This window comes from Streptomyces liliifuscus, assembly GCF_016598615.1.
Lineage (GTDB): Bacteria > Actinomycetota > Actinomycetes > Streptomycetales > Streptomycetaceae > Streptomyces > Streptomyces liliifuscus.
Genome location: NZ_CP066831.1, coordinates 2,659,700 through 2,680,969, shown reverse-complemented (window position 1 = coordinate 2,680,969; position 21,270 = coordinate 2,659,700). Strand labels below are relative to the sequence as shown.

Here is a 21,270-nt window from a genome sequence, read left to right as displayed (position 1 = left end):
ATGGCCGGCAAAAGCGCTCCCCTCGGCACTCCCACCAAGGTCACCCAGGGTTCCCGGACCAAGGGCGGCATCGGCGAGTCCACGCTCCGCCCGGACGGCATCCTCAAGGTCACCGGCGAGTTCGCGTACTCCTCGGACATGTGGCACGAAGACATGCTCTGGGGCCAGATCCTGCGCTCCACGGTCGCCCACGCCGAGATCGTCTCCATCGACACGGTCGAGGCGCTGAAGACCCCCGGCGTCTACGCCGTCATGACGTACGACGACCTGCCGACCGAGGTGAAGAACTACGGCCTGGAGATCCAGGACACCCCGGTGCTCGCGCACGGCAAGGTCCGCCACCACGGCGAGCCGGTCGCGATCGTCGCGGCCGACCACCCGGAGACCGCGCGTCGCGCCGCCGCCAAGATCAAGGTGGAGTACCGCGAACTGCCGGTCATCACGGACGAGGCGTCCGCGACCGCGCCCGACGCGATCCTCGTCCACGAGGGCCGCGACGACCACCACATCGGCCATGTCCCGCACCCGAACATCGTGCACCGCCAGCCGATCGTCCGCGGCGACGTCGAGGCGGCCCGGAGGCGCGCCGACCACATCGTCGAGGGCGAGTACACCTTCGGCATGCAGGACCAGGCCTTCCTCGGCCCGGAGTCCGGCCTCGCCGTGCCCTCCGAGGACGGTGGCGTCGACCTCTACATCGCCACCCAGTGGCTGCACTCGGACCTCAAGCAGATCGCACCCGTCCTCGGCCTGCCCGAGGACAAGGTCCGCATGACGCTCTCCGGCGTCGGTGGCGCGTTCGGCGGCCGCGAGGACCTGTCGATGCAGATCCACGCCTGTCTCCTCGCGCTGCGCACGGGCAAGCCGGTCAAGATCGTCTACAACCGCTTCGAGTCCTTCTTCGGCCACGTCCACCGTCACCCCGCGAAGCTCTACTACGAGCACGGGGCCACGAAGGACGGCAGGCTCACGCACATGAAGTGCCGCATCGTCCTGGACGGCGGCGCCTACGCCTCCGCGTCCCCGGCGGTGGTCGGCAACGCGGCATCCCTCTCGGTCGGCCCGTACGTACTCGAAGACGTCGACATCGAGGCGATCGCCCTCTACTCCAACAACCCGCCCTGTGGCGCCATGCGCGGCTTCGGCGCGGTCCAGGCGTGCTTCGCCTACGAGGCACAGATGGACAAGCTCGCCGACAAGGTGGGCATGGACCGGGTCGAGTTCCGCCAGCTCAACGCGATGTCGCAGGGCACGATCATGCCGACCGGCCAGCCGGTCGACTCCCCGGCCCCGGTCGCCGAACTCCTGCGCCGCGTCAAGGCGATGCCCATGCCGCCCGAGCAGCAGTGGCTCGCGGCCGGCGAGGCGGCGGACGTCCGCCAGCTTCCCGGCGGCCTCTCCAACACCACCCACGGCGAAGGCGTCGTACGAGGCGTCGGCTACGCGGTCGGCATCAAGAACGTCGGCTTCTCCGAGGGCTTCGACGACTATTCAACGGCCAAGGTCCGCATGGAGGTTGTCGGCGGAGAGCCGGTGGCCACCGTCCACACCGCGATGGCCGAGGTCGGCCAGGGCGGCGTCACCGTCCACGCGCAGATCGCCCGCACCGAGCTGGGCGTCGCCCAGGTGACGATCCACCCGGCCGACACCCAGGTGGGCTCGGCGGGTTCGACCTCCGCGTCCCGTCAGACGTACGTCACCGGCGGCGCCGTCAAGAACTCCTGCGAGCTCGTCCGCGAGAAGGTCCTGGAGATCGGCCGCCGCAAGTTCGGCACGTACCACCCCGCCTGGGCCACCGCCGAACTGCTCCTGGAGGGCGGCAAGGTCGTCACCGACGGCGGCGAGGTACTGGCCGACCTGGTGGACGTACTGGAGAACGAATCCGTGGAGGTCGAGGAGGAGTGGCGGCACCGGCCGACCGAGCCCTTCGACCTCCGTACGGGCCAGGGCTTCGGCCATGTCCAGTACTCCTTCGCCGCCCATCGCGCGGTCGTCGAGGTGGACACCGAACTGGGCCTGGTGAAGGTCATCGAACTGGCCTGCGCCCAGGACGTCGGCAAGGCGCTCAACCCGCTGTCCGTCATCGGCCAGATCCAGGGCGGTACGACCCAGGGCCTGGGCATCGCGGTGATGGAAGAGATCATCGTCGACCCCGTCACGGCGAAGGTCAGGAACCCCTCCTTCACCGACTACCTCATCCCCACGATCCTCGACACGCCGACCATCCCCGTCGACGTGCTCGAACTCGCCGACGACCACGCGCCGTACGGGCTCCGTGGCATCGGCGAGGCACCGACTCTGTCGTCGACTCCGGCCGTGCTAGCGGCGATCCGGAACGCGACGGGCTTGGAGCTCGACAGGACGCCGGTCCGACCGGAACACCTCACCGGCACGGCATAGGCGCCCCGCCGTCGTTGTGGGCAGCCGTTCCGCAGGCCGGAACGGCTGGGCACAACAACGGCACCCCCGGCACCGGACGACCGTACGTCCAACGGCGACACCCGGTACCGGTCCATGTGCAGCACCACGATTCGTTCGTCTCGGGCCGTCCCCCGGGTCGTGCGGCCGAAGCACCTTCCCAAATCCCGCACACGCCGAAGGCGACAGCGGGTGCCCCTGTGAACCTTGGGAGTAGGCCCACATGACCCAGCAGTCACTGGAGCCGAGGACCACCGCCGACGATGCGGGTGAAGGAACCCGTATCCCGGCCGGCAGGTCCTGGCTCGACCGGTACTTTCACATATCCAAGCGAGGAAGCTCGGTCGCGCGTGAGGTGCGCGGCGGCGTCACCACCTTCATGGCGATGGCGTACATCCTGCTGCTCAACCCCCTGATCCTGTCCGGCAAGGACGCGGCGGGGGACACGCTCGGCCAGAAGGCCCTGATCACCGCGACCGCGTTCGCGGCGGCCTTCACCACGCTCCTGATGGGCTTCTTCGGCAAGGTGCCGCTCGCCCTGGCCGCCGGACTCTCCGTCTCCGGCGTCCTCTCCTCGCAGGTCGCGCCCCAGATGACCTGGCCGCAGGCCATGGGCATGTGTGTGATGTACGGCGTCGTGATCATGCTCCTGGTCGTCACCGGGCTGCGCGAGATGATCATGAACGCCATCCCCCTCGCGCTGAAGCACGCGATCACGATGGGCATCGGCCTGTTCGTCGCCCTGATCGGCCTGGTGAAGGCGGGCTTCGTCCACCAGGGCAAGGCGACCCCGCTCTCCCTCGGCGCGACCGGCGAACTCGCCGGCTGGCCCGTCCTGCTCTTCGCCGTCACCCTGCTCGCCATCTTCATGCTCCAGGCACGCGGCATCCCCGGCGCGATCCTGATCGGCATCGTCGGCGGCACCGTACTCGCCGTCGTCCTCAACACCCTCGACGTCATCGACGCCAAGCAGTGGGCCAGTGGCGCGCCCGAGCTGCACGGCAGCGCGGTGTCCATGCCCGACTTCTCGATCTTCGGAGACGTGGAGTTCGGCGGCTGGGGCCAGGTCGGCGCGATGACGGTCGGCATGATCGTCTTCACCCTGGTCCTCGCCGGGTTCTTCGACGCGATGGCCACCATCATCGGCGTCGGCACCGAGGCCAAGCTGGCCGACGACAAGGGCCGGATGCCGGGCCTGTCCAAGGCGCTGTTCATCGACGGCGCGGGCGGCGCGATCGGCGGCGTCTCGGGCGCCTCGGGCCAGACGGTGTTCGTCGAGTCCGCCACCGGCGTCGGAGAAGGCGCCCGCACCGGACTCTCCTCCGTCATCACGGGCCTGTTCTTCGCGGCCTGTCTGTTCTTCACCCCGCTGACGGCGATCGTCCCGGGCGAGGTCGCGGCCGCCGCCCTGGTCGTCATCGGCGCCATGATGATGATGAACGCCCGGCACGTCGACTGGGCCGACCGCGCCACCGCGATCCCGGTCTTCCTGACGGTCGTGATCATGCCGTTCACGTACTCCATCACCGCGGGCGTCGCGGCCGGAGTCATCAGCTACGTCGCCATCAAGGTCGCCCAGGGCAAGGCCCGCGAGATCGGGGCGTTCATGTGGGGCCTGACGGTGATCTTCCTCGTCTTCTTCGCCCTGAACCCGATCGAGAGCTGGATGGGCGTCCACTAGGCGCTCCGCGGAGGCGCTCCGCTGGTTGCGGGGTGCCTAGTCCGCGGGTCCGTCGTGGCTGGTCGCGCAGTTCCCCGCGCCCCTTTTGGGGCGCGGGGGCCGACCCGACCACCCAGCCACCCCAACCACCGTCAGGAGACCGAGACATGCTGGACATCGCCGAAGAGTTGCACCGGTGGGTCGAGCAGGGACGCGACTTCGCCGTGGCCACCGTGGTGGCCGTCGGCGGCAGTGCGCCCCGCCTGCCGGGCGCCGCCCTCGCGGTGGACACCGACGGCACGGCGATCGGCTCGGTCTCCGGCGGCTGTGTGGAGGGCGCGGTGTACGAGCTGTGCCAACAGGCGTTGGCGGATGGGAAACCGGTCCTCGAACGCTTCGGCTACAGCGACGACGACGCATTCGCCGTGGGCCTGACCTGCGGCGGCATCATCGACATCCTGGTCACACCGGTACGCGCCGAGGACTCCACCCGGGAGATCTTCGCGTCGGCCCTAGCCACCGCCACGCGTGGGGAGCCGGCGGCGGTGACCCGTATCGTGTCCGGGCCGACGGAACTCCTGGGCCGAGCCCTGCTGGTGCGCCCGGACGGCTCGTACGAGGGTGGATTCGGCGCGCACCCGGAGCTGGACCGCACGGTCGTCGAGGAGGCGCGCGCCTTCCTGGACGCGGGCCGCACAGGCACCCTGGAGATCGGAGAGCAGGGCTCTCGCTGTGGAGCACCGCTCACACTGCTCATCGAATCGTCGGTTCCGCCCCCCAGGATGATCGTCTTCGGAGCGATAGACTTCGCGTCCGCCCTGGTCCGCATCGGCAAGTTCCTGAACTACCGCGTCACGGTGTGCGACGCCCGCCCGGTCTTCGCGACCTCGGCCCGCTTCCCGGAGGCGGACGAGATCGTGGTCGACTGGCCGCACCGCTATCTGGAGCGCACACAGGTGGACGCCCGCACGGTCCTGTGCGTCCTGACCCACGACGCCAAGTTCGACGTACCCCTCCTCCAACTCGCACTCCGCCTGCCCGTGGCGTACGTCGGCGCGATGGGCTCCCGCCGCACCCACCTGGACCGCAACGAACGCCTTCGCGAAGTCGGCGTGACCGAACTGGAGTTGACCCGCCTGCGCTCCCCGATCGGGCTGGACCTGGGAGCCCGTACGCCGGAGGAGACGGCCCTCTCCATAGCCTCGGAAATCATCGCGAACAGGCGAGGAGGCACAGGAACATCCCTGACCGGCGCCCACACCCCGATCCACCACGACATGTCGTCGACTCAGAACCCCACAGCACGAATAGGTTCGGTGGCCTGACGCACACACGCGCGCCGCGGTCGAGGCGCGAAACGTGTCCGATGCTCGATCAGACGTGGGCCAGGAGCCGCTCCAACGGCCGAGGGGTCCGCTCCAGATCCAGACTCTCGACCATCCCGCGCGCGTACTGGGCCTTGCGACCACTGTGGGTCCCCAGGAACCTCCGCAGCTGCTGCTCCACGGTCCGCTCCCGCTGGGCGGGCTGATTCCGAAAAGTACGGAACGGCCGTGACTCGCCCTGATCCACCACGACCTGCTGGACGACATCGACGCCGAGGGACCGGATCAACTCGTCCTCCAGATCCACGTCGCACACGTAGAACCCAAGCGGTTCCAGCCCCTCGGGCGGGATGTCGGAACCGAGCCCGGCCCGCTCCAACGCCCGCCGGAAGAAGCGCTCCTCCCCGACATCGCACAGGCCGGCCAGCCGCACACCGAGCCCCTGGGGCCCGCACAGATCCACGAACCTGCCGACACTGGTCGCACCCCCGAGCGGCACGACCGACACACCTTCGCTGTCCAGATCCCGACCGCACCGCGAGGCCAACGCCTCGACCGCGGCCTGATCGCTGCCCCCTTCGACGAGCACGACCGTACGCAGCCCGACCCCGACCGCCAGCTCCCGCGCACTCTCACCGGCCGCCGAAGCCCCCACCCCGCCGGCCGCCCACTCGACAACGGCCCGACGGAACCTCTCCATGTCGCTCATGAACCCCAGTCTCGCAACTCCGCTCGACCACACTCCACAGACTTTTGCCGCGGTGGGAGCGCAGCAGCCTCTCCCTAGCAGGGCCTGCCAGGAGTCGGCGACTGCGGAGCCGAGTCCCCGTCCATCGCCCGGTACATGCCGATCGAGTCGTGCGCGGCGGTGTCGGCGAACCCGAACTTCTCATAGAGGAAGCGCGCGGGCCCGTCCGCGATCAACGAGACGTACGCGGTGGCGGGCGCCCTGCGCTCCAACTCCTCCGTGAGAGCGGCCATGATGCGCTTCCCGAGGCCGCGCCCCTGGTGCGCGGGGTGCACGCACATGTCGACGACCTGGAACGCGGTACCGCCGTCCCCGATGATCCGCCCCATCCCAATGGGCTCCCCCTGATATCGCAGGACCACACCGTGCCACGTATTGGGCAGAGCAACCGCAACCGCCTCGGGCGCCTTGTCCGAGAGCCCGGCATCGGTACGCAGGCGACGAAACACCTCGACAGAGGGCACACCCACACTCAATTCGTAAGGGTCATCATCACCATTCATGCATTACAAGCTACAGGGCGCTTGCTGGACAGCGCCATACGCCTGAGCTGCCGGAACACACGCCACTGGTGTTCGTGGGGCCGAGTTGTCAGTGGTGCCTGAGATCGTGCCACCGTGGGCGAACTGGTGGAGCATGTCGACGAGCATGACCGCGTGCTGGGAGTCGTAGAGCGGGATGAGGCGGTGCGGGAGAACCGGCCGCATCGCATCGCGGCGACGATCTGTCGTGATCGCGAAGGTCGGATCCTGGTGCTGCGGCGGGCCGGGACGCTGTCTCGTTTCCCGGGCCACTACGACGTGATGGTCGGCGGGGCCGTGGACGTGGGGGAGCCGTACGAGGAGGCGGCGGCCCGCGAGCTGGCCGAAGAACTCGGAATTAACGCGCCGGTGCACTTCCTCTTCAAGTTCCTTTGCCGACAAGGGATCAGCCCCATCTGGCTAGGAGTGCACGAAGCACTCGTGTCGGAGCCACTGGCCCCGGATCCGATGGAGATCGATTGGCACGACTGGCTGACAGCGACCGAACTGCGCAAAGCCGCCGATGAATGGTGCTTCGTCCCGGCGGGACGGAAAGCCCTGCGCCAGTATCTGGAGTCCGAATTCGAGCCCGTCAGGTCCGCACCAACAGCAGCCGCACAACCCGCCCGAACACCCACCGAGCCACCCACCCCACCAAGGAATCAAAAACCCGGGGCACCCCCCGCACCCTCAACTCCTCCCGCCACACCACCCGCGAACCACCACCCACCCCCGAACGCACCTCAATCTCGGCCCACCCAGTGACAAAGCTCCCCCGCTTCAAGAGCCGACAGACCCCAGCCCGCCCCTCCACAGGCGGCCGCCACACGACAACCTCCATGGGGTCGTCAAACGCAAGGACCCCAACCCCGGACCGAGCCACGAACACGGTGCCCACCCCACCGTCCGCCGCCCCCGCGACAACAGTGATCCGAGTCAACGGCACCACATCCGCATGCCGCTCCCACACGGTGAGCCGCCGCCAAGCCTCGTCGGCACCCACCACGCTGTCCCGCCGCACAACAAAGAGAGCCACGCCAGGATCGTAGGCAAAAGCCACCCAACGCACCCGCAGGCGCCAACGCGAGGATCGTAGGCAAATGCCACCCAACGCACCCGCAGGCGCCAACGCGCGCGGGGCGGGGCCGTGCCGGTGTGTCAACGTTCGCGACATACGGCTCCCGCTGGAAACGGTGACCGATGAAACTCAGGGCCGTATGCCCCGCCGTCGCGAACGTGACATACCGGCACGGCCCCGCCCCACCCACCGAACCAGAAGCGCCCAACCCTCTCCCCGCAGCCTGCGGACGCCCTCACACGTCCAACAGATCCCGCACCCGAACGGGCAACCCGGTCACGAACGACTCGTTGGCGGCAAGTCCAGTGACCAACGACCTCGCCCCGTCCACCGCATCCGCGGCCCGCCCCAGGGCATCCCCGCCGGACCGATCCCCGAACAGATCGGCCAGCATCCGCACATCCCCACCCCCGTGCCCACCCTCGGCGGCTCCCTCCCCGCCCCCGACCCTCACCTCACGAGCCGGCTCCCAGAACCGCCGAAGCAACAACTCCGTACGCCCGACCTCACCCCCCACAGCCGCCCCGTGCACAACAGGACTCGCCCCATCGGCCCGCACATCGGACCGAGTCCACGTCGACTCCTCCACCAACAATTCCAACCGCCCCGCGCTCCCGTTGAAGGCAACGCGATACCCCTCCCAGGGGGAGTAGGCGGTCAAGTGATACGTCAAGGAAGCCCCGGACGCATACCGCACAAGAACAGCCATGTCATCCTCAATGCTCACCCCAGGCCCGAACACGTTCTGATCCCGGTGATACCCGTCCTCCGCCTCCGCCTCCAGATAAAGCGCACGCAGCACCTCGGAGTCGGCAAGCCGCACCGCAAACGGATCACCCTCCGCCGCGGCAGCCCCATGAGCCCGGGCATAGGGCCGAGCGAGCCCCCGCCGCCGCCCGGCCTCCTCGCCGTAGAAGAACAGCCCGCCCTGCGCGAACACGGTCTCCGGCTCAGTCCCCAACCACCAGTTGACCAGGTCGAAGTGATGCGTGGCCTTGTGCACCATCAGCCCACCGGAGTTGGCCTTGTCCCGGTGCCACCGCCGGAAGTAGTCCGCACCGTGCCGCAGATCGAGCAGCCACTCGAAGTGCACCGACCCGACCTCCCCGATCTCCCCGGCGGCGATGAGCTCCCGTACAGCCGAATGCACCGGGTTGTAGCGGTAGTTGAAGGCCACCCGCACCTCACGCCCGGTCCGCCGCCGGGCGTCAAGAATGCGGCGGGCCTTCTCCGCATCCGTGGTCATCGGCTTCTCCGTGACGACATCGCACCCCGCCTCCAGCGCCCGCACGATGTAGTCGTCATGAGTGCGGTCGACACTGCACACCACAACAAGATCCACCCGCTCGCGCCGCAGCATCACGTCGAAGTCCTCGGCGGCGTAAGCGGGCACAGCCCCCCGCCCAGGATGATCGCCCGCGATCCACCCATTGTGGACGGCCATACGTCGGGAGTTGACGTCACAGAACCCCACCAACTCGATCCGATCCGCGTACGGCCCGGTCAGCGCCTCGGTGAACATCCGCGCACGGGCCCCCAGCCCCACCACAGCACAACGCCGACGCGTCTCCCCGCCGGACGAGACGGAGGCATCACCAGCGACGGACGAGACAGAGCCAACGCCAGCAACAGAGGAGACAGAGTCAACGCCAGCGACAGACGAGGCAGACGCATCGCCAGCGCCGGACGAGACAGAGGCAACGCAAGGGTCTTGTTCTGACATCAGGACCTTCCCTAGGGTCGTACCGGGGGGTGGAAGCGCTTTCTAGCGAAAGAGGTGACCCACTCATGCCCGGAAACAGGACAAGGAAGTCCTGGCCGCCCCGCAGGACCGCCAAGCCCCGGCCGTTCCGCACGACGACGGCAACGGCGACGCTCCTCGCACTCTGCGCGGCGGCAACGGCACTCACCGCCTGCTCGGACACGGGCGAGTCGAGCAGCGCAGGCGGCAACGTGGTGCTGCGCTACACCTGGTGGGGCAACCCGGACAGAGCGGCCCGAACCCAGGAGGCCGTAGACCTCTTCCAGAAGAAGAACCCGGACATCGTTGTCCAGACGTCCTTCTCCGGCTACGACGCCTACAAGCAGAAACTCGCCACCCAGGCGGCCGGCGGCGACGCCCCCGACGTGATGCAGCTCGACTACCGCATGATCGACCAGTACGCGTCCGGCGGCGTCCTCCTCGACCTGGGGAAGCAACAGGCCGTACGGACCGAGGAGTTCGACCGTGGTCTGCTCGCCACGGGGGTCGTGGACGGCAAGCAGTACGCGGTCCCGCAGGCCCGCGGCACGGAGACCGTCGTGTACGACACCAAGGCGTGGGAGTCGTCCGGTGTCGAGAAGCCGCGGAAGGGCTGGACCTGGAGCGACTGGGCCGACGCCATGCGCGCCCTCGCCGAGAGGACCGGAAAACCCGGCGCCACCGACCCGGGCCAGAGCGAGGACGCCTTCGAGGTGTGGCTGCGCGGCCAGGGCAAGGCCCTCTACACCAAGGATCGCGAACTGGGCTTCACCGCAGACGACTTGACCCGCTGGTGGACCTTCACCGACAAGCTCCGCCGGGAGGGCGCGGTGGCGCCCGCCGAGCAGACCACCCAGCTCGACGGCACGGTCGAGAACACCCCGCTCGGCCGCGGCAAGTCCGTCTCCGACTTCAACTGGGACGCCCCGTCGAGCGGTTACGTGGCTCTCGTCCCGACGGGCGTGACGCTCGCACCGATGCCCTCGGGCGAGGACGGCACCCCCGGCCAGTACTTCAAGCCGTCGATGTTCATGGGCGTCGCGGCAGACTCGGGCCATCCCGAGGAGTCGGCCAAACTCATCGACTTCATGCTGAACGACAGGGAGGCCGCGAAGATCCTGGGCGCGACCCGCGGCATCCCGGTCAACGAGTCGATCCGCACGACCCTGGCCCCCGAGCTGAAGGACTTCGACAAGACGGTCGCCGACTACCAGGCCTCCGTGGACGGAACCCTCAACGCCCCGCCCCAGGCGCCCCCTTCGGGAGACAGCGCCCTGCAGACCACCTTCCAGCGCGACTACGACCAGGTGTCGTACGAGCGGCTGTCGCCCCGCGAGGCGGCCGAGAACTACATCACCGAGGCGAAGGCGGAGCTGAGGTCATGACCACGACCGAGATACCGGCGGCCGCCCGCACAGGGAAGCCCTCCACACCACCGAAGCGACCCGGGAAGCGTCAACGCGAGGGCGCCGCCTGGGTGTTCCTCTCCCCGTGGGTCCTCGGTGCCGCCGTACTGACCCTGCTCCCGATGGCCGTCTCGCTCTATCTCTCCTTCACGGACTACGACTTGTTCAACCCGCCCCAGTGGGTGGGCCTGCGCAACTACACACAGATGTTCACGGAGGACCCGCGCTACTGGCGTTCGGTGGTCGCGACCCTCACGTACGTCGTCATCGCCGTACCACTCCAACTCGGCCTCGCCCTGGTCGTCGCGCTCGCCCTGAAGAGCATGAGGCGCGGCAAGGGCTTCTACCGCTCCGCCTTCTACGCGCCCTCCCTGCTCGGCGCCTCGATGTCCATCGCCCTCGTGTGGCGGGCCATCTTCAACGACGGCGGTACGGTCGACAACCTCCTCGGCACCGGCGGCTGGGTCAACAAACCCGGCTGGGCACTCTTCACGGTCGCCCTGCTGACGGTGTGGCAGTTCGGCGCCCCCATGGTCATCTTCCTCGCCGGACTCCAGCAGATCCCCACGGAGTTGTACGAAGCCGCCGCCGTGGACGGCGCGAGCCGATGGCGCCAGTTCCTGTCCATCACCGTGCCCATGCTCTCCCCGGTGATCTTCTTCAACCTGGTGCTCCAGACCATCCAGGCCTTCCAGGTCTTCACCCCCGCCTTCGCGGTGAGCGCGGGCAAGGGCGGCCCCGCCGACTCGACCCTCTTCTACACGCTCTACCTCTACGACCGCGGCTTCGTCGCCTCCCACATGGGCTACGCCTCCGCGATGGCCTGGACGCTGCTCCTCGTCATCGGCGCGGTCACCGCCGTGCTGTTCCGGACCTCGCGCTCCTGGGTCTTCTACGCGTCCGAGGGGGACCGATGACCACCTCAACCGTCGCCGTACGCAAGCCGGTTGCCTGGCGCCGCGTCGCCCTGCACCTCGGCTGTCTGGCCGCGCTGCTCGTGATGCTGTACCCGCTGGCATGGCTGCTGGCGACCTCGCTCAAGCCCGCCGACGAGGTCATCGCCAGCCTCGACCTGCTGCCCGGCAGCCTGGAGTGGTCCAACTACACGACCGCTCTCGACGGAGTGAACGACGTCTCCGTGTGGCAGCTGCTCGGCAACTCGCTGTTCATCGCGGGCGGCGCGGTCGTCGGGAACGTACTGAGCTGCTCGCTGGCGGCGTACGCCTTCGCCCGGCTGCGTTTCCGCTTCCGCGGTCCGCTCTTCGCGTTCATGATCGCGACGATCATGCTGCCGCACCACGCCGTGCTGATCCCGCAGTACATCATCTTCAACCAGCTCGGCATGGTGAACACCTACTGGCCGCTGATCCTGCCCAAGTTCCTTGCCACGGAGGCCTTTTTCGTCTTCCTCATCGTGCAGTTCATGCGGGGGCTGCCGCGCGAACTGGAGGAGGCGGCACGGATCGACGGCTGCGGCCCGTTCAGAAGCTTCTTCCTGGTGATCCTCCCGCTCACCCGTCCGGCGCTCATCACCACGGCGATCTTCACCTTCATCTGGACCTGGAACGACTTCTTCACCCAGCTGATCTACCTCTTCTCACCGGAGAAGTTCACGCTCACGCTGGCGCTCAGGTCGTTCGTGGACGCGTCCAGCCAGTCCGCGTTCGGCCCGATGTTCGCGATGTCGGTGATCGCCCTCCTCCCGATCGTGCTGTTCTTCCTCGCCTTCCAGCGGTTCCTGGTCGAGGGCATGGCCAACTCCGGGATCAAGGGATGAGCGCCGGACAGGCCCGCGAGACGGGCGAGATCTTCGGTCCGCGCATGACGCTGTTCGCGGACGTGCTGAGCGTCGGCGTCTGCACGGCCCTCGTGTCGCTGCCGGTCGTCACCCTGCCGGCGGCACTGTCCACGGCGTGCGCGGTCCTGCGCGGCGCCCGCGAGGACCAACCGGCCACGGCAGGACGGTATTTGACGACCCTGCGGCGACGCCTGCGGGCCGGGGACCTCGCGGCCGGGGCGCTGTTCCTGACCGGCGCCCTGCTGCTCTGGGCGGACCTCGCCCTGGCCCGCGCGGGACTGCCCGGAGCCCCGCTGTTCGCCATCGTCGCAGCCGCCATCGGCGCGTACGCGGCCGTCGTGGGCCTTCGCGCCTGTGGGCGCCCCGAGTCGCTCACCGGCTGGCGGGCGGTGGTGGGCGGGGCTGCCCGGGACTCCGTACGGGACGTGGGCGGCAGCGGTCTCGTCCTGCTCGCCGTCGCGGCGGCCGTGTTGTGCGCCTGGATGCTGCTGCCGCTGGCGTTCCTGGCGCCGGGACCACTGGCGTTGGCGCTCACGGCGGTCGACATACGGATGCCGCATCGGCCGGAGGGGTGACAGCACCACCCGAGTGACGTACGCCATAGGCCCGCGCCGGAACTCAGGGGGGTGCGCGCCCGACTTCTGGACCGTCACGGCCCGGACCGGCCGACGCCGTGCGATCTGGAGAACCGGAATGGGCGAGTCCCGACAACCCTCCCCGAGCACGGGCGCTGGTACGAGTGCCGGCGCGAACGCGGGCGCGGCGCTGCGGAAGCTGGTGCCGCCGCCCGCGCTGTGCGGCTTCCTGCTGCTGCTCGCGCTCATGTTCGTGGCGTCGTACGCGGCCGGTGCCGCCGTCGGTCCCGTGGCGCCCGGCATGCACGAGACCGGCACGAGCCGCGACGGGGACGACGGCGGCGACGGAGACGGCGGCGGGGGCGGGGGCGGCATGGACATGGACATGGGAGACACACACGGGAGCGGCGGTCGATGAGTGCCGAACCGGTGGCCGTCGTCGTGACGACCGACCTGACCGTCGGCGGGATGACCTGCGCGGCCTGCGTGAACCGTGTCGAGAAGAAGCTCGCCAAGCTGGACGGCGTCACCGCGACCGTCAACCTGGCCACCGGGCGGGCCCGGGTGAGCCATCCGGCCCATGTCCCTCCCGAGGAACTCGTCGCCACGGTCGAGAAGGCCGGCTACACGGCAGCCCTCCCCGCCCCTCCCGAGCGGCCGGAAAGCGGGAACGAGGACGGGGACGAGTCCGAGTCCGAGGGCGCCCGGCAGGAGCGCGAGCGGCTGACGGTCACGGCGCTGCTCGCCGTGCCGGTGCTCGTCCTGTCGATGGTGCCCGCATGGCAGTTCCGCAACTGGCAGTGGCTGTGCTTCGTACTGGCCGCGCCGGTGGCGGTGTGGAGCTCCTGGCCCTTCCACGTACGGGCGTTGCGCGGGCTGCGGCACTCGACGGCGACCATGGACACGCTGGTCTCCCTGGGTGTGGCGGCGTCCTTCTCCTGGTCGGCCTACGCGCTGTTCCTCGGCGGCGCGGGCGATCCCGGGATGCGGATGCCGTTCAGTCTGCTGCCCTCGGCGTCGGAGGGCCCCGCGCACATCTATCTCGAAGCGGCCGTGGGAGTACCGCTGTTCGTGCTGGCCGGCCGTTTCCTGGAGGCACGGGCCCGGCACGGGACGGGGGCGGCGCTTCGGTCGCTCGCCCAACTCGCCACCAAGGAGGTCTCGGTACGCGAGGGCGGTTCCGAACGGCTGCTTCCCGTCGAGCAGTTGAGGACGGGGCACGTCTTCGTCGTACGTCCCGGGGAGCGGGTCGCCACCGACGGGGAGGTGACGGAGGGGAGTTCCGCCGTGGACCTGTCCCTGGTCACGGGCGAGAGCGAGCCGGTCGAGGTCGGTCCGGGCTCGGCGGTGGTGGGCGGTGCCGTCAACGCGGGCGGGCTGCTGCTCGTACGGGCCACGGCGGTCGGCGCCGATACCCAACTCGCCCGAATCACCAAGCTGGTGACGGAAGCTCAGGCGGGAAAGGCGCGGGCGCAGCGGCTGGCCGACGCGGTGGCCGGGGTGTTCGTGCCGGTGGTACTGGCGCTCGCCGTGACCGTGCTCGGGTTCTGGCTCGGTGCCGGGGCCGACCCGCAGGCGGCGGTCACCGCCTGCGTGGCGGTACTTGTCGTGGCCTGTCCGTGCGCACTGGGTCTGGCGACACCGACCGCGCTCATGGCGGCCACCGGGCGTGGCGCCCAACTGGGCGTCCTGGTCGCCGGGCCGCAGGCACTGGAGTCCCTCCAGCACATCGACACGGTCGTACTCGACAAGACCGGCACCCTCACCTCCGGCCACATGAGCGTCGCCCGGGTCACCGCGGTGCCCGGCGGGCTCGGGCGGGAGGCGGTGCTGCGGCTGGCCGGCGCGGTGGAACAGGGCTCCGAACATCCGCTGGGACGCGCGATCGTCTCGTACGCACAACGGACCCTGCCCGAGCGGCCGTTGCCGGACGTGGGGGAGTTCGGCGCCGAGGCGGGCCGCGGTGTCCGGGGCAGGGTCGAAGGCAGGCTGGTCGAAGTCCTCGCGCCTGACGACGAGTTGCCCGCGGCGCTCGCGGACGCGCTGCAGATGGCGGAGGCCGCCGCGTACACCCCGGTCCTGGTCCGGGTCGACGGCGTGCCCGAGGCGCTGATCGAGATCGGTGACGTCGTGCGGCCCGGGAGCTACCGGGCGGTGGACCGGCTGCGGAGGCTGGGGGTGCGGCCGGTGCTCGCCACCGGGGACAGGGAAGCCCCGGCCCTGGCGGTCGCCTCCGCGCTCGGCATCGAGGAGGTGCACGCCCGCTGCACACCGGAGGAAAAGGCCGCCCTCGTACGGGAGTTGAGGGAGGACGGCCGCCGGGTCGCGGTCGTCGGTGACGGTGTGAACGACGCCGCCGCGCTGGCCGGAGCCGATCTGGGGATCGCCATGGGCGGCGGGACGGACGCGGCCATCGGCGCCGCCGACGTGACACTCGTACGCGGTGACATCGAGGCACTGGGTGACGCCGTACGGCTTGCCCGGCGCACCCTCGGCACCATCAGGGTCAACCTCCTGTGGGCCTTCGGCTACAACGCCGTGACCGTGCCGCTCGCCATGGTGGGCCTGCTCGATCCGATGGTGGCCGCGGCGGCCATGTCGGTGAGTTCGCTGCTCGTGGTCGGCAACAGCCTGCGGCTGCGCGCCTGGCAGCCGACGCGAACCCGGAGCCGTACACGATGACGCGGACGACCGACCCGCATCCGTGGCGTCCTACCCGACGCCGCCTCACCGACACCCTGCTCACCGCGCTCGCGCCCGTCGCCGCGTGCAGCGTCGCGCTCGGCGCCCTGACCACCTGGGTCGCCGCCGGCCGGGCGGGCGATCCGGCGCGGATCGAGGTCACCGCCGGGCGCGTCTTCCTTCCGTACGGCGACACCCGGGACACCGCCGCGTTCTTCCGGATCACCAACTCCGGGGACGCGGACGACCGGCTCGTCCGAGTCTCCTCGCCCGGCGGCGGTGAGGTCACGCTCGGGCGCCACCGCACCACGGGCGGCGGCGCCGCGTACCGGGACCCGGTGGACTCGGCCGCCGTCCCCGCCCACGGGGGCCTCACCATGTCCCCGCACGGCCTCGACGTGATCCTGCGGGCGGGCCCGCGGTGGGAACTCGGCGATCCGGTCCCGTTCACGCTGCACTTCCGGCGCAGCGGGCCGGTCACGGTGGAGGCGGTCGTGGTCGGCCCGGGCGACGTACGTGCCTCACCGTGACACCCGGCCGCCGGATGCGGGGCCGAGGTCCGTCATGACCGCGGGGTGGGGGACACGCACGGTACGGGCCGCGGTGTTCGCGGCCGTCTGCGTGCTGCTCGCCGCCCTCGGGCACGTGATGATGTCCGGCTCCCCGGTGCCCTGGTGGACGATGGCCGCCGGGGGTGTCCTGACGGGCGGCGCGGGCTGGTGCCTGGCCGGCCGTGAACGCGGTCTGCCGCTGATCGTGTCGGTGGTGGTCGTCGCCCAGGGGCTGCTCCACGCGGGGTTTTCCCTGGCCCAGTCGGGTTCCGCCGGGCGCGACATGGATTCCACGCCCATGGATTTCACGCCCATGGCTTCCGCGCACATGGGCTCCGTACCCATGGGGTCCATACACACGGATTCCGCAGACGCCATGGACATGGGACACATGGGTTCGGGGCCCATGGCTCACCCGGCGCACGACATGGACGGCATGTCCTCGCTGGGCATGCTGATCGCCCACCTGCTGGCCGCGCTGCTGTGCGGTCTGTGGCTCGCGTACGGCGAGCGCGCGGCCTTCCGCATCCTGCGGGCCGTGGCCGGGAGGCTGGCCGCACCACTGCGGCTGCTGCTCGCCCTGCCCGTACCGCCGCACCGGCCACGCGTCCGCGTACCCCGCCGCTCCCCGGACCGCTCGCTGCGACGGCTGCTCCTCGTCCACGCGATCACCTCACGAGGTCCGCCCGTCGGGACCGCTGTCGCCTGAGACAGCCGGATCCCCGAGGCGCCGCCCCGCGTGCCTCGGGCACCGGCCGTACGCACCTCCCGGTACGGCCGGCCGCACCCCACGCGCCGGACCGACGCGCCAACCGTCCACGTGCCCTCGCGGAACCAACGCGCCAACGCATCCACGCGCGCACGCGCCCACGTGTTCACGTGCCCACGCGCGCCGTCGGTCCGGATCCCGGATGACCCGAGAAGGACAACTGGTGATCACTCCAGCCCTGCCCGCTTCGCACGACAGATCGCACGACAGGAGCGACGAGTCGATAACCGCCTGGGCACTGGCCGCCCGGGGCGGCGACCCGGACGCCGTCGAGCGTTTCGTCCGCGCCCTGCACCGCGACGTCGTGCGTTACGTGGCCCATCTCTCCGCCGATCCCCAGGCCGCCGACGACCTGGCCCAGGACACGTTCCTGCGGGCGCTCGGCAGCCTGCACCGGTTCGAGGGGCGCTGCTCGGCCCGTACGTGGCTGCTGTCCATCGCGCGTCGGGCGGTGATCGACAGCTTCCGGTACGCCGCCGCCCGGCCGCGTCTTTCCGACGTACAGGACTGGCGGCTGGCGGTCGAACACGCCCAGCCGCACGGCCTGCCCGGTTTCGACGACGGGGTCGCGCTGCTCGATCTGCTGGCCGCGCTGCCCGACGAGCGCCGTGAGGCGTTCGTGCTCACCCAGCTGATGGGGCTGCCGTACGCCGAGGCGGCCGAGCTCAGCGACTGCCCCGTCGGAACCGTCCGCTCCCGGGTGGCCCGCGCCCGCGCCACCCTCGTCGACCTGCTCGCGGAGGCGGACGCACCGGCCGCACGCGGGCACGGCGTGCACGACGGGCACGGCGGGCACGCGGATCCAGCGTTCGAGCCGCGCAATCGGGCCGCCTGACCCGCCCGCTCCGCAGCCCTTCGAACAGCTTTCAAATACCCCCGGGGGTACATGCTAGTGTCCCTCATATACCCCCGGGGGTAATTTTCGTTCGGAAGGAGTGCCCGACGTGTTCTTCGTTGACACCATCGAGGTGGCGGGGCTCGGCAATCGCAGCTACCTGGCGGGCGGCGAGCGGGAGGCCGTCGTGATCGATCCGCCGCGTGACGTCGACCGGGTGATCGCGGCGGCGGTCCGGCGAGGTGTGCGGATAGCGCACGTCGTCGAGACGCACGTGCACAACGACTACGTCACCGGCGGTCCGGAACTGGCCCGGCTCACGGGCGCGGCCTACCTCGTCCCGGCCGGAGCCCGCGTCTCCTTCGAGCGGACACCGGTGCGCGACGGGGACAGCACGGTCGTCGACGCCGACGCGGGTCTGGCCCTGCGCGCGCTCGCGACCCCCGGTCACACCCCGCACCACACCTCGTACGTCCTGGAGGAGAGCGGGGCCGCGGTCGCGGTCTTCACCGGCGGGTCGCTGCTGATCGGCACGGTCGGGCGCCCCGACCTGGTCGAACCGCGTCTGACCGAGGACCTGGCCCGCGCCCAGCACGCCTCCGCCCACCGGCTCGCCGCCGAACTCCCCGACGAGACGGCGGTGTTGCCCACCCACGGCTTCGGCAGCTTCTGTTCCGCCGGCCGCGCCGAGGGCGACGCCACCACCATCGGCAAGGAGAAGTCGGCCAACGAGGCGCTCACCCGGGACGTGGACACCTTCGTCGCCGATCTGCTGGCAGGGCTGGACGAAGTCCCCGCCTACTACGCGCACATGGGCCCGGCCAACGCCGCGGGCCCCGTGCCCGTCGACCTCACCCCACCGGCCGTGGCCGACGCCGACGAGATCGCCGCCCGGCTGGCCGCGGGGGAGTGGGTGGTCGATCTGCGCAACCGGGTCGCCTTCGCAGAAGGGCATGTCGCGGGCTCGTTCAACTTCGAGGCCGAGGGCCAACTGGCCACGTATCTGGCCTGGTTGATCCCCTGGGGCAAGCCGGTGACACTGCTCGCCGAATCGGCCGCGCAACTGGCCGCCGCCCAACGTGAGTTGGTCCGGGTCGGCGTCGACCGCCCGGCCGCCGCGGCCACGGGTGAACCCTCGGCATGGGTACGCGAAGGTGAGCCCCTGGCCGCCTTCCGCCGGGGCACGTTCGCGGACCTCGCCGACCTCGTTGGCCTCGCAGGTCGGCACCCCGGGGACGGCCTCGTCGTACTGGACGTCCGGCGGTCGTCCGAACGCGCCGGCGGCTTCGTCGAGGGCTCGGTCCACATCCCGGTCCACGCCCTGCACCGACGGCTCGACGAGATTCCCGGGGGCGAGGTGTGGGTGCACTGCGCGGGCGGCATGCGCGCCGCCATCGCCGCCTCTCTGCTGGACGCGGCGGGCCGTCAAGTCGTCGCCGTGGACGACGCGTTCACCGCGGCGGAGCAGGCCGGCCTCACCGTCCGGACCGCCTGAACACGCATCGGTACGAGGGCCGGTCCTCGCGTGGGACGGCCCCGGTGCGAACCCGGCCCTCCTGCGGCAGCCGCCCTCCAGTCACCAGAAAGAAGCGAGACCGTGCCGATGAACGCCCTCCCCCTGCCCCGTGCTCCCGGCCGCGCCGGCAGCCTTGAGAACGGCACGGTGGCGTGAGCCCTCTCATACTCGCCCTGACGGCCGGTGCCGTCATCGGGCTGGCGCTCGGTGCGCTCGGGGGCGGCGGCAGTGTCCTGGCCGTTCCCGCCCTGATCTATCTGCTCGGTTTCACCCCGGTCGCGGCCAGCACCGCGAGCCTCGTCATCGTGACCGCGACCTCGGCCACGGCGCTGTACGGCCACGCGCGTGACGGTCAGGTCCGCTGGCGTACGGGGGCGCTCTTCGCGGCGGCGGGCATCGGCCCGGCGCTGCTGGGCGGCGCGGTCGCGGGCCGCCTGCCCGACGCCGCGCTGACCGGGGCCTTCGCCGTGGTCGCGGCCTTGGTGGCGGTACGCATGCTGCGTTCCCGGCAGAGTTCGGACGACGCCCGGCCGGTCAGGTCCGCACGGGCCGCGGCGGCCGGTGGCGGGCTCGGCGCGGTCACCGGCGTACTCGGAGTCGGCGGCGGCTTCCTCGCCGTACCGGCGCTCGTGGGCGTACTCGGGCTGCGGATGAGGGAGGCGGTGGGCACCAGCCTGCTCGTCATCACCGTCAACTCGCTCGCCGCGCTCGTGATGCGCGCCGGTACCGCCGACGGCCTGGACTGGGCCGTCATCGCCCCCTTCGCCGGGGCCGCGATCCTCGGCGCATGGGACGGCAAACGCCTCGCCGCGAAGGTGTCCGGCCCCACGCTCCAACGGGTCTTCGCCCTGGTGCTGCTCGCGGTGGCCGCCCTCATGCTCATCGACACGGCGGTGTGACGGGCCCGGCCGCTCGATCACTGCAGCGTGCCTCCAGCCGTTCAGTACCTGCAGCCCTCCAGTACCTGCGGTCCTGCAGCACCTCCAGCACCTCCAGCCTTCCAATACCTCCAGCCTTCCCGTAACTCCCAACACACAGGAGCACCTCAGCCATGACCGTTTCCCGCACGCCTGTCGTCGTCCTCGGCGTCGGCCAGGCCCGCAGTCGGCTGCACGACCTCACCGTCATCGACGTACGGACGCCCGGTGAGTACGCCTCGGGTCATGTGCCCGGCGCCCTGAACATCCCGCTGGACCAGGTGCGGCGGGCGCTGCCCGAACTACGGCACGCCGCCGAGCGCGGTGACGTCCTGATGGTGTGCGCCTCCGGCAACCGCTCCCTGACCGCCTGTGAACTGCTGGCCGGAGAGGGCATCGCCGCGGCGACCCTTGCCGGCGGCACGACAGCGTGGGCCGCCGAGGGCAACGACGTGGACCGGCCCGCGGCCAACGCTGCCCGGGGCGGCTGGGCCATGGAACGCCAGGTGCGGTTCACCGCAGGCGCTCTCGTACTCGTCGGACTGGCCCTGGGACTGTTCGTCCATCCGGCCTTCCAGATCCTCTCGGCCGGGGTGGCGGGCGGCCTGGTCCTCTCCGCGCTCACCGACACCTGCACCATGGGGGTCCTGCTCGGCAGGCTGCCGTACAACCGCCCTCGCGCGGCCGACCTGGAGGCCACGCTGGCTGCTCTGCGCAGTCGCTGAGGGGG

Annotated in this window: 18 protein-coding genes and 1 pseudogene; 16 read left to right on the top strand and 3 right to left on the bottom strand. The window is 70.5% G+C overall.

Features of this window, described 5'->3' with window-relative positions; all coding sequences use genetic code 11:
• The 3 genes from JEQ17_RS11370 to JEQ17_RS11360 all read left to right on the top strand — a co-directional run bounded on the left by JEQ17_RS11370 (position 1) and on the right by JEQ17_RS11360 (position 5,403).
• A complete protein-coding gene (locus JEQ17_RS11370; protein ID WP_200395134.1) occupies positions 1 to 2,400 on the top strand; it encodes a xanthine dehydrogenase family protein molybdopterin-binding subunit in 2,400 nt (799 codons plus the stop codon).
• Positions 2,401 to 2,641: 241 nt separating this feature from the next.
• Positions 2,642 to 4,099, top strand: coding sequence for an NCS2 family permease (locus tag JEQ17_RS11365; protein ID WP_200395133.1), 1,458 nt, complete (start codon positions 2,642 to 2,644; stop codon positions 4,097 to 4,099).
• A gap of 146 nt (positions 4,100 to 4,245) precedes the next feature.
• The gene (locus JEQ17_RS11360; protein ID WP_200395132.1) at positions 4,246 to 5,403 is read left to right on the top strand and encodes an XdhC family protein; all 1,158 of its coding nucleotides are present in this window, start codon (positions 4,246 to 4,248) and stop codon (positions 5,401 to 5,403) included.
• A 49-nt stretch (positions 5,404 to 5,452) separates the two neighbouring features.
• On the opposite strand, the gene JEQ17_RS11355 is transcribed toward JEQ17_RS11360, so the two are convergent.
• Together JEQ17_RS11355 and JEQ17_RS11350 are read right to left on the bottom strand one after the other, a co-directional pair.
• Positions 5,453 to 6,112, bottom strand: a complete 660-nt coding sequence (locus tag JEQ17_RS11355) for an ATP-dependent endonuclease (protein WP_200395131.1) — start codon at positions 6,110 to 6,112, stop codon at positions 5,453 to 5,455.
• A 74-nt stretch (positions 6,113 to 6,186) separates the two neighbouring features.
• Positions 6,187 to 6,654, bottom strand: a complete 468-nt coding sequence (locus tag JEQ17_RS11350; RefSeq protein WP_200395130.1) for a GNAT family N-acetyltransferase — start codon at positions 6,652 to 6,654, stop codon at positions 6,187 to 6,189.
• Positions 6,655 to 6,768: 114 nt separating this feature from the next.
• Here JEQ17_RS11350 and JEQ17_RS11345 point away from each other — a divergent pair.
• Positions 6,769 to 7,242 (top strand): annotated as a pseudogene (locus JEQ17_RS11345) (NUDIX domain-containing protein); the annotation flags it as partial.
• 743 nt (positions 7,243 to 7,985) lie between these two features.
• Here JEQ17_RS11345 and JEQ17_RS11340 read toward each other — a convergent pair.
• Positions 7,986 to 9,299, bottom strand: coding sequence for a Gfo/Idh/MocA family protein (locus tag JEQ17_RS11340; RefSeq protein ID WP_267924775.1), 1,314 nt, complete (start codon positions 9,297 to 9,299; stop codon positions 7,986 to 7,988).
• Between the two features lie 239 nt (positions 9,300 to 9,538).
• Here JEQ17_RS11340 and JEQ17_RS11335 point away from each other — a divergent pair, with 239 nt between their 5' ends.
• The 12 genes from JEQ17_RS11335 to JEQ17_RS11280 all read left to right on the top strand — a co-directional run bounded on the left by JEQ17_RS11335 (position 9,539) and on the right by JEQ17_RS11280 (position 21,265).
• Complete coding sequence (locus JEQ17_RS11335; RefSeq protein ID WP_200395128.1) at positions 9,539 to 10,876, top strand: ABC transporter substrate-binding protein; 1,338 nt, start codon at positions 9,539 to 9,541, stop codon at positions 10,874 to 10,876.
• Positions 10,873 to 11,814, top strand: a complete 942-nt coding sequence (locus tag JEQ17_RS11330) for a carbohydrate ABC transporter permease (RefSeq protein ID WP_200395127.1) — start codon at positions 10,873 to 10,875, stop codon at positions 11,812 to 11,814. The genes JEQ17_RS11335 and JEQ17_RS11330 overlap by 4 nt, the downstream gene beginning before the upstream one ends.
• Positions 11,811 to 12,674: a carbohydrate ABC transporter permease gene (locus JEQ17_RS11325; RefSeq protein ID WP_200395126.1), complete on the top strand. Its 864-nt coding sequence runs from the start codon at positions 11,811 to 11,813 to the stop codon at positions 12,672 to 12,674. The genes JEQ17_RS11330 and JEQ17_RS11325 overlap by 4 nt, the downstream gene beginning before the upstream one ends.
• Positions 12,671 to 13,270 carry a hypothetical protein gene (locus JEQ17_RS11320; RefSeq protein ID WP_200395125.1) on the top strand — a complete coding sequence of 200 codons (600 nt, stop codon included), beginning with the start codon at positions 12,671 to 12,673 and terminating at the stop codon, positions 13,268 to 13,270. The genes JEQ17_RS11325 and JEQ17_RS11320 overlap by 4 nt, the downstream gene beginning before the upstream one ends.
• A gap of 118 nt (positions 13,271 to 13,388) precedes the next feature.
• Positions 13,389 to 13,688 carry a hypothetical protein gene (locus tag JEQ17_RS11315; RefSeq protein ID WP_234048158.1) on the top strand — a complete coding sequence of 100 codons (300 nt, stop codon included), beginning with the start codon at positions 13,389 to 13,391 and terminating at the stop codon, positions 13,686 to 13,688.
• Positions 13,685 to 15,952: a heavy metal translocating P-type ATPase gene (locus JEQ17_RS11310; RefSeq protein WP_200395124.1), complete on the top strand. Its 2,268-nt coding sequence runs from the start codon at positions 13,685 to 13,687 to the stop codon at positions 15,950 to 15,952. The genes JEQ17_RS11315 and JEQ17_RS11310 overlap by 4 nt, the downstream gene beginning before the upstream one ends.
• Positions 15,949 to 16,482, top strand: a complete 534-nt coding sequence (locus JEQ17_RS11305) for a copper chaperone PCu(A)C (RefSeq protein WP_200395123.1) — start codon at positions 15,949 to 15,951, stop codon at positions 16,480 to 16,482. The genes JEQ17_RS11310 and JEQ17_RS11305 overlap by 4 nt, the downstream gene beginning before the upstream one ends.
• A 34-nt stretch (positions 16,483 to 16,516) precedes the next feature.
• The gene (locus tag JEQ17_RS11300) at positions 16,517 to 17,212 is read left to right on the top strand and encodes a hypothetical protein (protein ID WP_200395122.1); all 696 of its coding nucleotides are present in this window, start codon (positions 16,517 to 16,519) and stop codon (positions 17,210 to 17,212) included.
• Positions 17,213 to 17,435: 223 nt separating this feature from the next.
• Positions 17,436 to 18,107: a sigma-70 family RNA polymerase sigma factor gene (locus tag JEQ17_RS11295; RefSeq protein WP_234048157.1), complete on the top strand. Its 672-nt coding sequence runs from the start codon at positions 17,436 to 17,438 to the stop codon at positions 18,105 to 18,107.
• Positions 18,108 to 18,216: 109 nt separating this feature from the next.
• Complete coding sequence (locus JEQ17_RS11290) at positions 18,217 to 19,602, top strand: MBL fold metallo-hydrolase (protein ID WP_200395121.1); 1,386 nt, start codon at positions 18,217 to 18,219, stop codon at positions 19,600 to 19,602.
• A 173-nt stretch (positions 19,603 to 19,775) separates the two neighbouring features.
• Positions 19,776 to 20,522, top strand: a complete 747-nt coding sequence (locus JEQ17_RS11285; RefSeq protein ID WP_200395120.1) for a sulfite exporter TauE/SafE family protein — start codon at positions 19,776 to 19,778, stop codon at positions 20,520 to 20,522.
• A 152-nt stretch (positions 20,523 to 20,674) separates the two neighbouring features.
• A complete protein-coding gene (locus JEQ17_RS11280) occupies positions 20,675 to 21,265 on the top strand; it encodes a rhodanese-like domain-containing protein (RefSeq protein ID WP_200395119.1) in 591 nt (196 codons plus the stop codon).
• The last annotated feature ends 5 nt before the right edge of the window (positions 21,266 to 21,270 follow it).

What these genes read in the sequence shown, in the direction of transcription:
- JEQ17_RS11370 (WP_200395134.1), top strand. Translation starts at nt 1, where the DNA reads ATGGCCGGCAAAAGCGCTCCCCTCGGCACTCCCACCAAGGTCACCCAG.
- JEQ17_RS11365 (WP_200395133.1), top strand. Translation starts at nt 2,642, where the DNA reads ATGACCCAGCAGTCACTGGAGCCGAGGACCACCGCCGACGATGCGGGT.
- JEQ17_RS11360 (WP_200395132.1), top strand. Translation starts at nt 4,246, where the DNA reads ATGCTGGACATCGCCGAAGAGTTGCACCGGTGGGTCGAGCAGGGACGC.
- JEQ17_RS11355 (WP_200395131.1), bottom strand. Translation starts at nt 6,112, where the DNA reads ATGAGCGACATGGAGAGGTTCCGTCGGGCCGTTGTCGAGTGGGCGGCC.
- JEQ17_RS11350 (WP_200395130.1), bottom strand. Translation starts at nt 6,654, where the DNA reads ATGAATGGTGATGATGACCCTTACGAATTGAGTGTGGGTGTGCCCTCT.
- JEQ17_RS11335 (WP_200395128.1), top strand. Translation starts at nt 9,539, where the DNA reads ATGCCCGGAAACAGGACAAGGAAGTCCTGGCCGCCCCGCAGGACCGCC.
- JEQ17_RS11330 (WP_200395127.1), top strand. Translation starts at nt 10,873, where the DNA reads ATGACCACGACCGAGATACCGGCGGCCGCCCGCACAGGGAAGCCCTCC.
- JEQ17_RS11325 (WP_200395126.1), top strand. Translation starts at nt 11,811, where the DNA reads ATGACCACCTCAACCGTCGCCGTACGCAAGCCGGTTGCCTGGCGCCGC.
- JEQ17_RS11320 (WP_200395125.1), top strand. Translation starts at nt 12,671, where the DNA reads ATGAGCGCCGGACAGGCCCGCGAGACGGGCGAGATCTTCGGTCCGCGC.
- JEQ17_RS11315 (WP_234048158.1), top strand. Translation starts at nt 13,389, where the DNA reads ATGGGCGAGTCCCGACAACCCTCCCCGAGCACGGGCGCTGGTACGAGT.
- JEQ17_RS11310 (WP_200395124.1), top strand. Translation starts at nt 13,685, where the DNA reads ATGAGTGCCGAACCGGTGGCCGTCGTCGTGACGACCGACCTGACCGTC.
- JEQ17_RS11305 (WP_200395123.1), top strand. Translation starts at nt 15,949, where the DNA reads ATGACGCGGACGACCGACCCGCATCCGTGGCGTCCTACCCGACGCCGC.
- JEQ17_RS11300 (WP_200395122.1), top strand. Translation starts at nt 16,517, where the DNA reads ATGACCGCGGGGTGGGGGACACGCACGGTACGGGCCGCGGTGTTCGCG.
- JEQ17_RS11280 (WP_200395119.1), top strand. Translation starts at nt 20,675, where the DNA reads ATGACCGTTTCCCGCACGCCTGTCGTCGTCCTCGGCGTCGGCCAGGCC.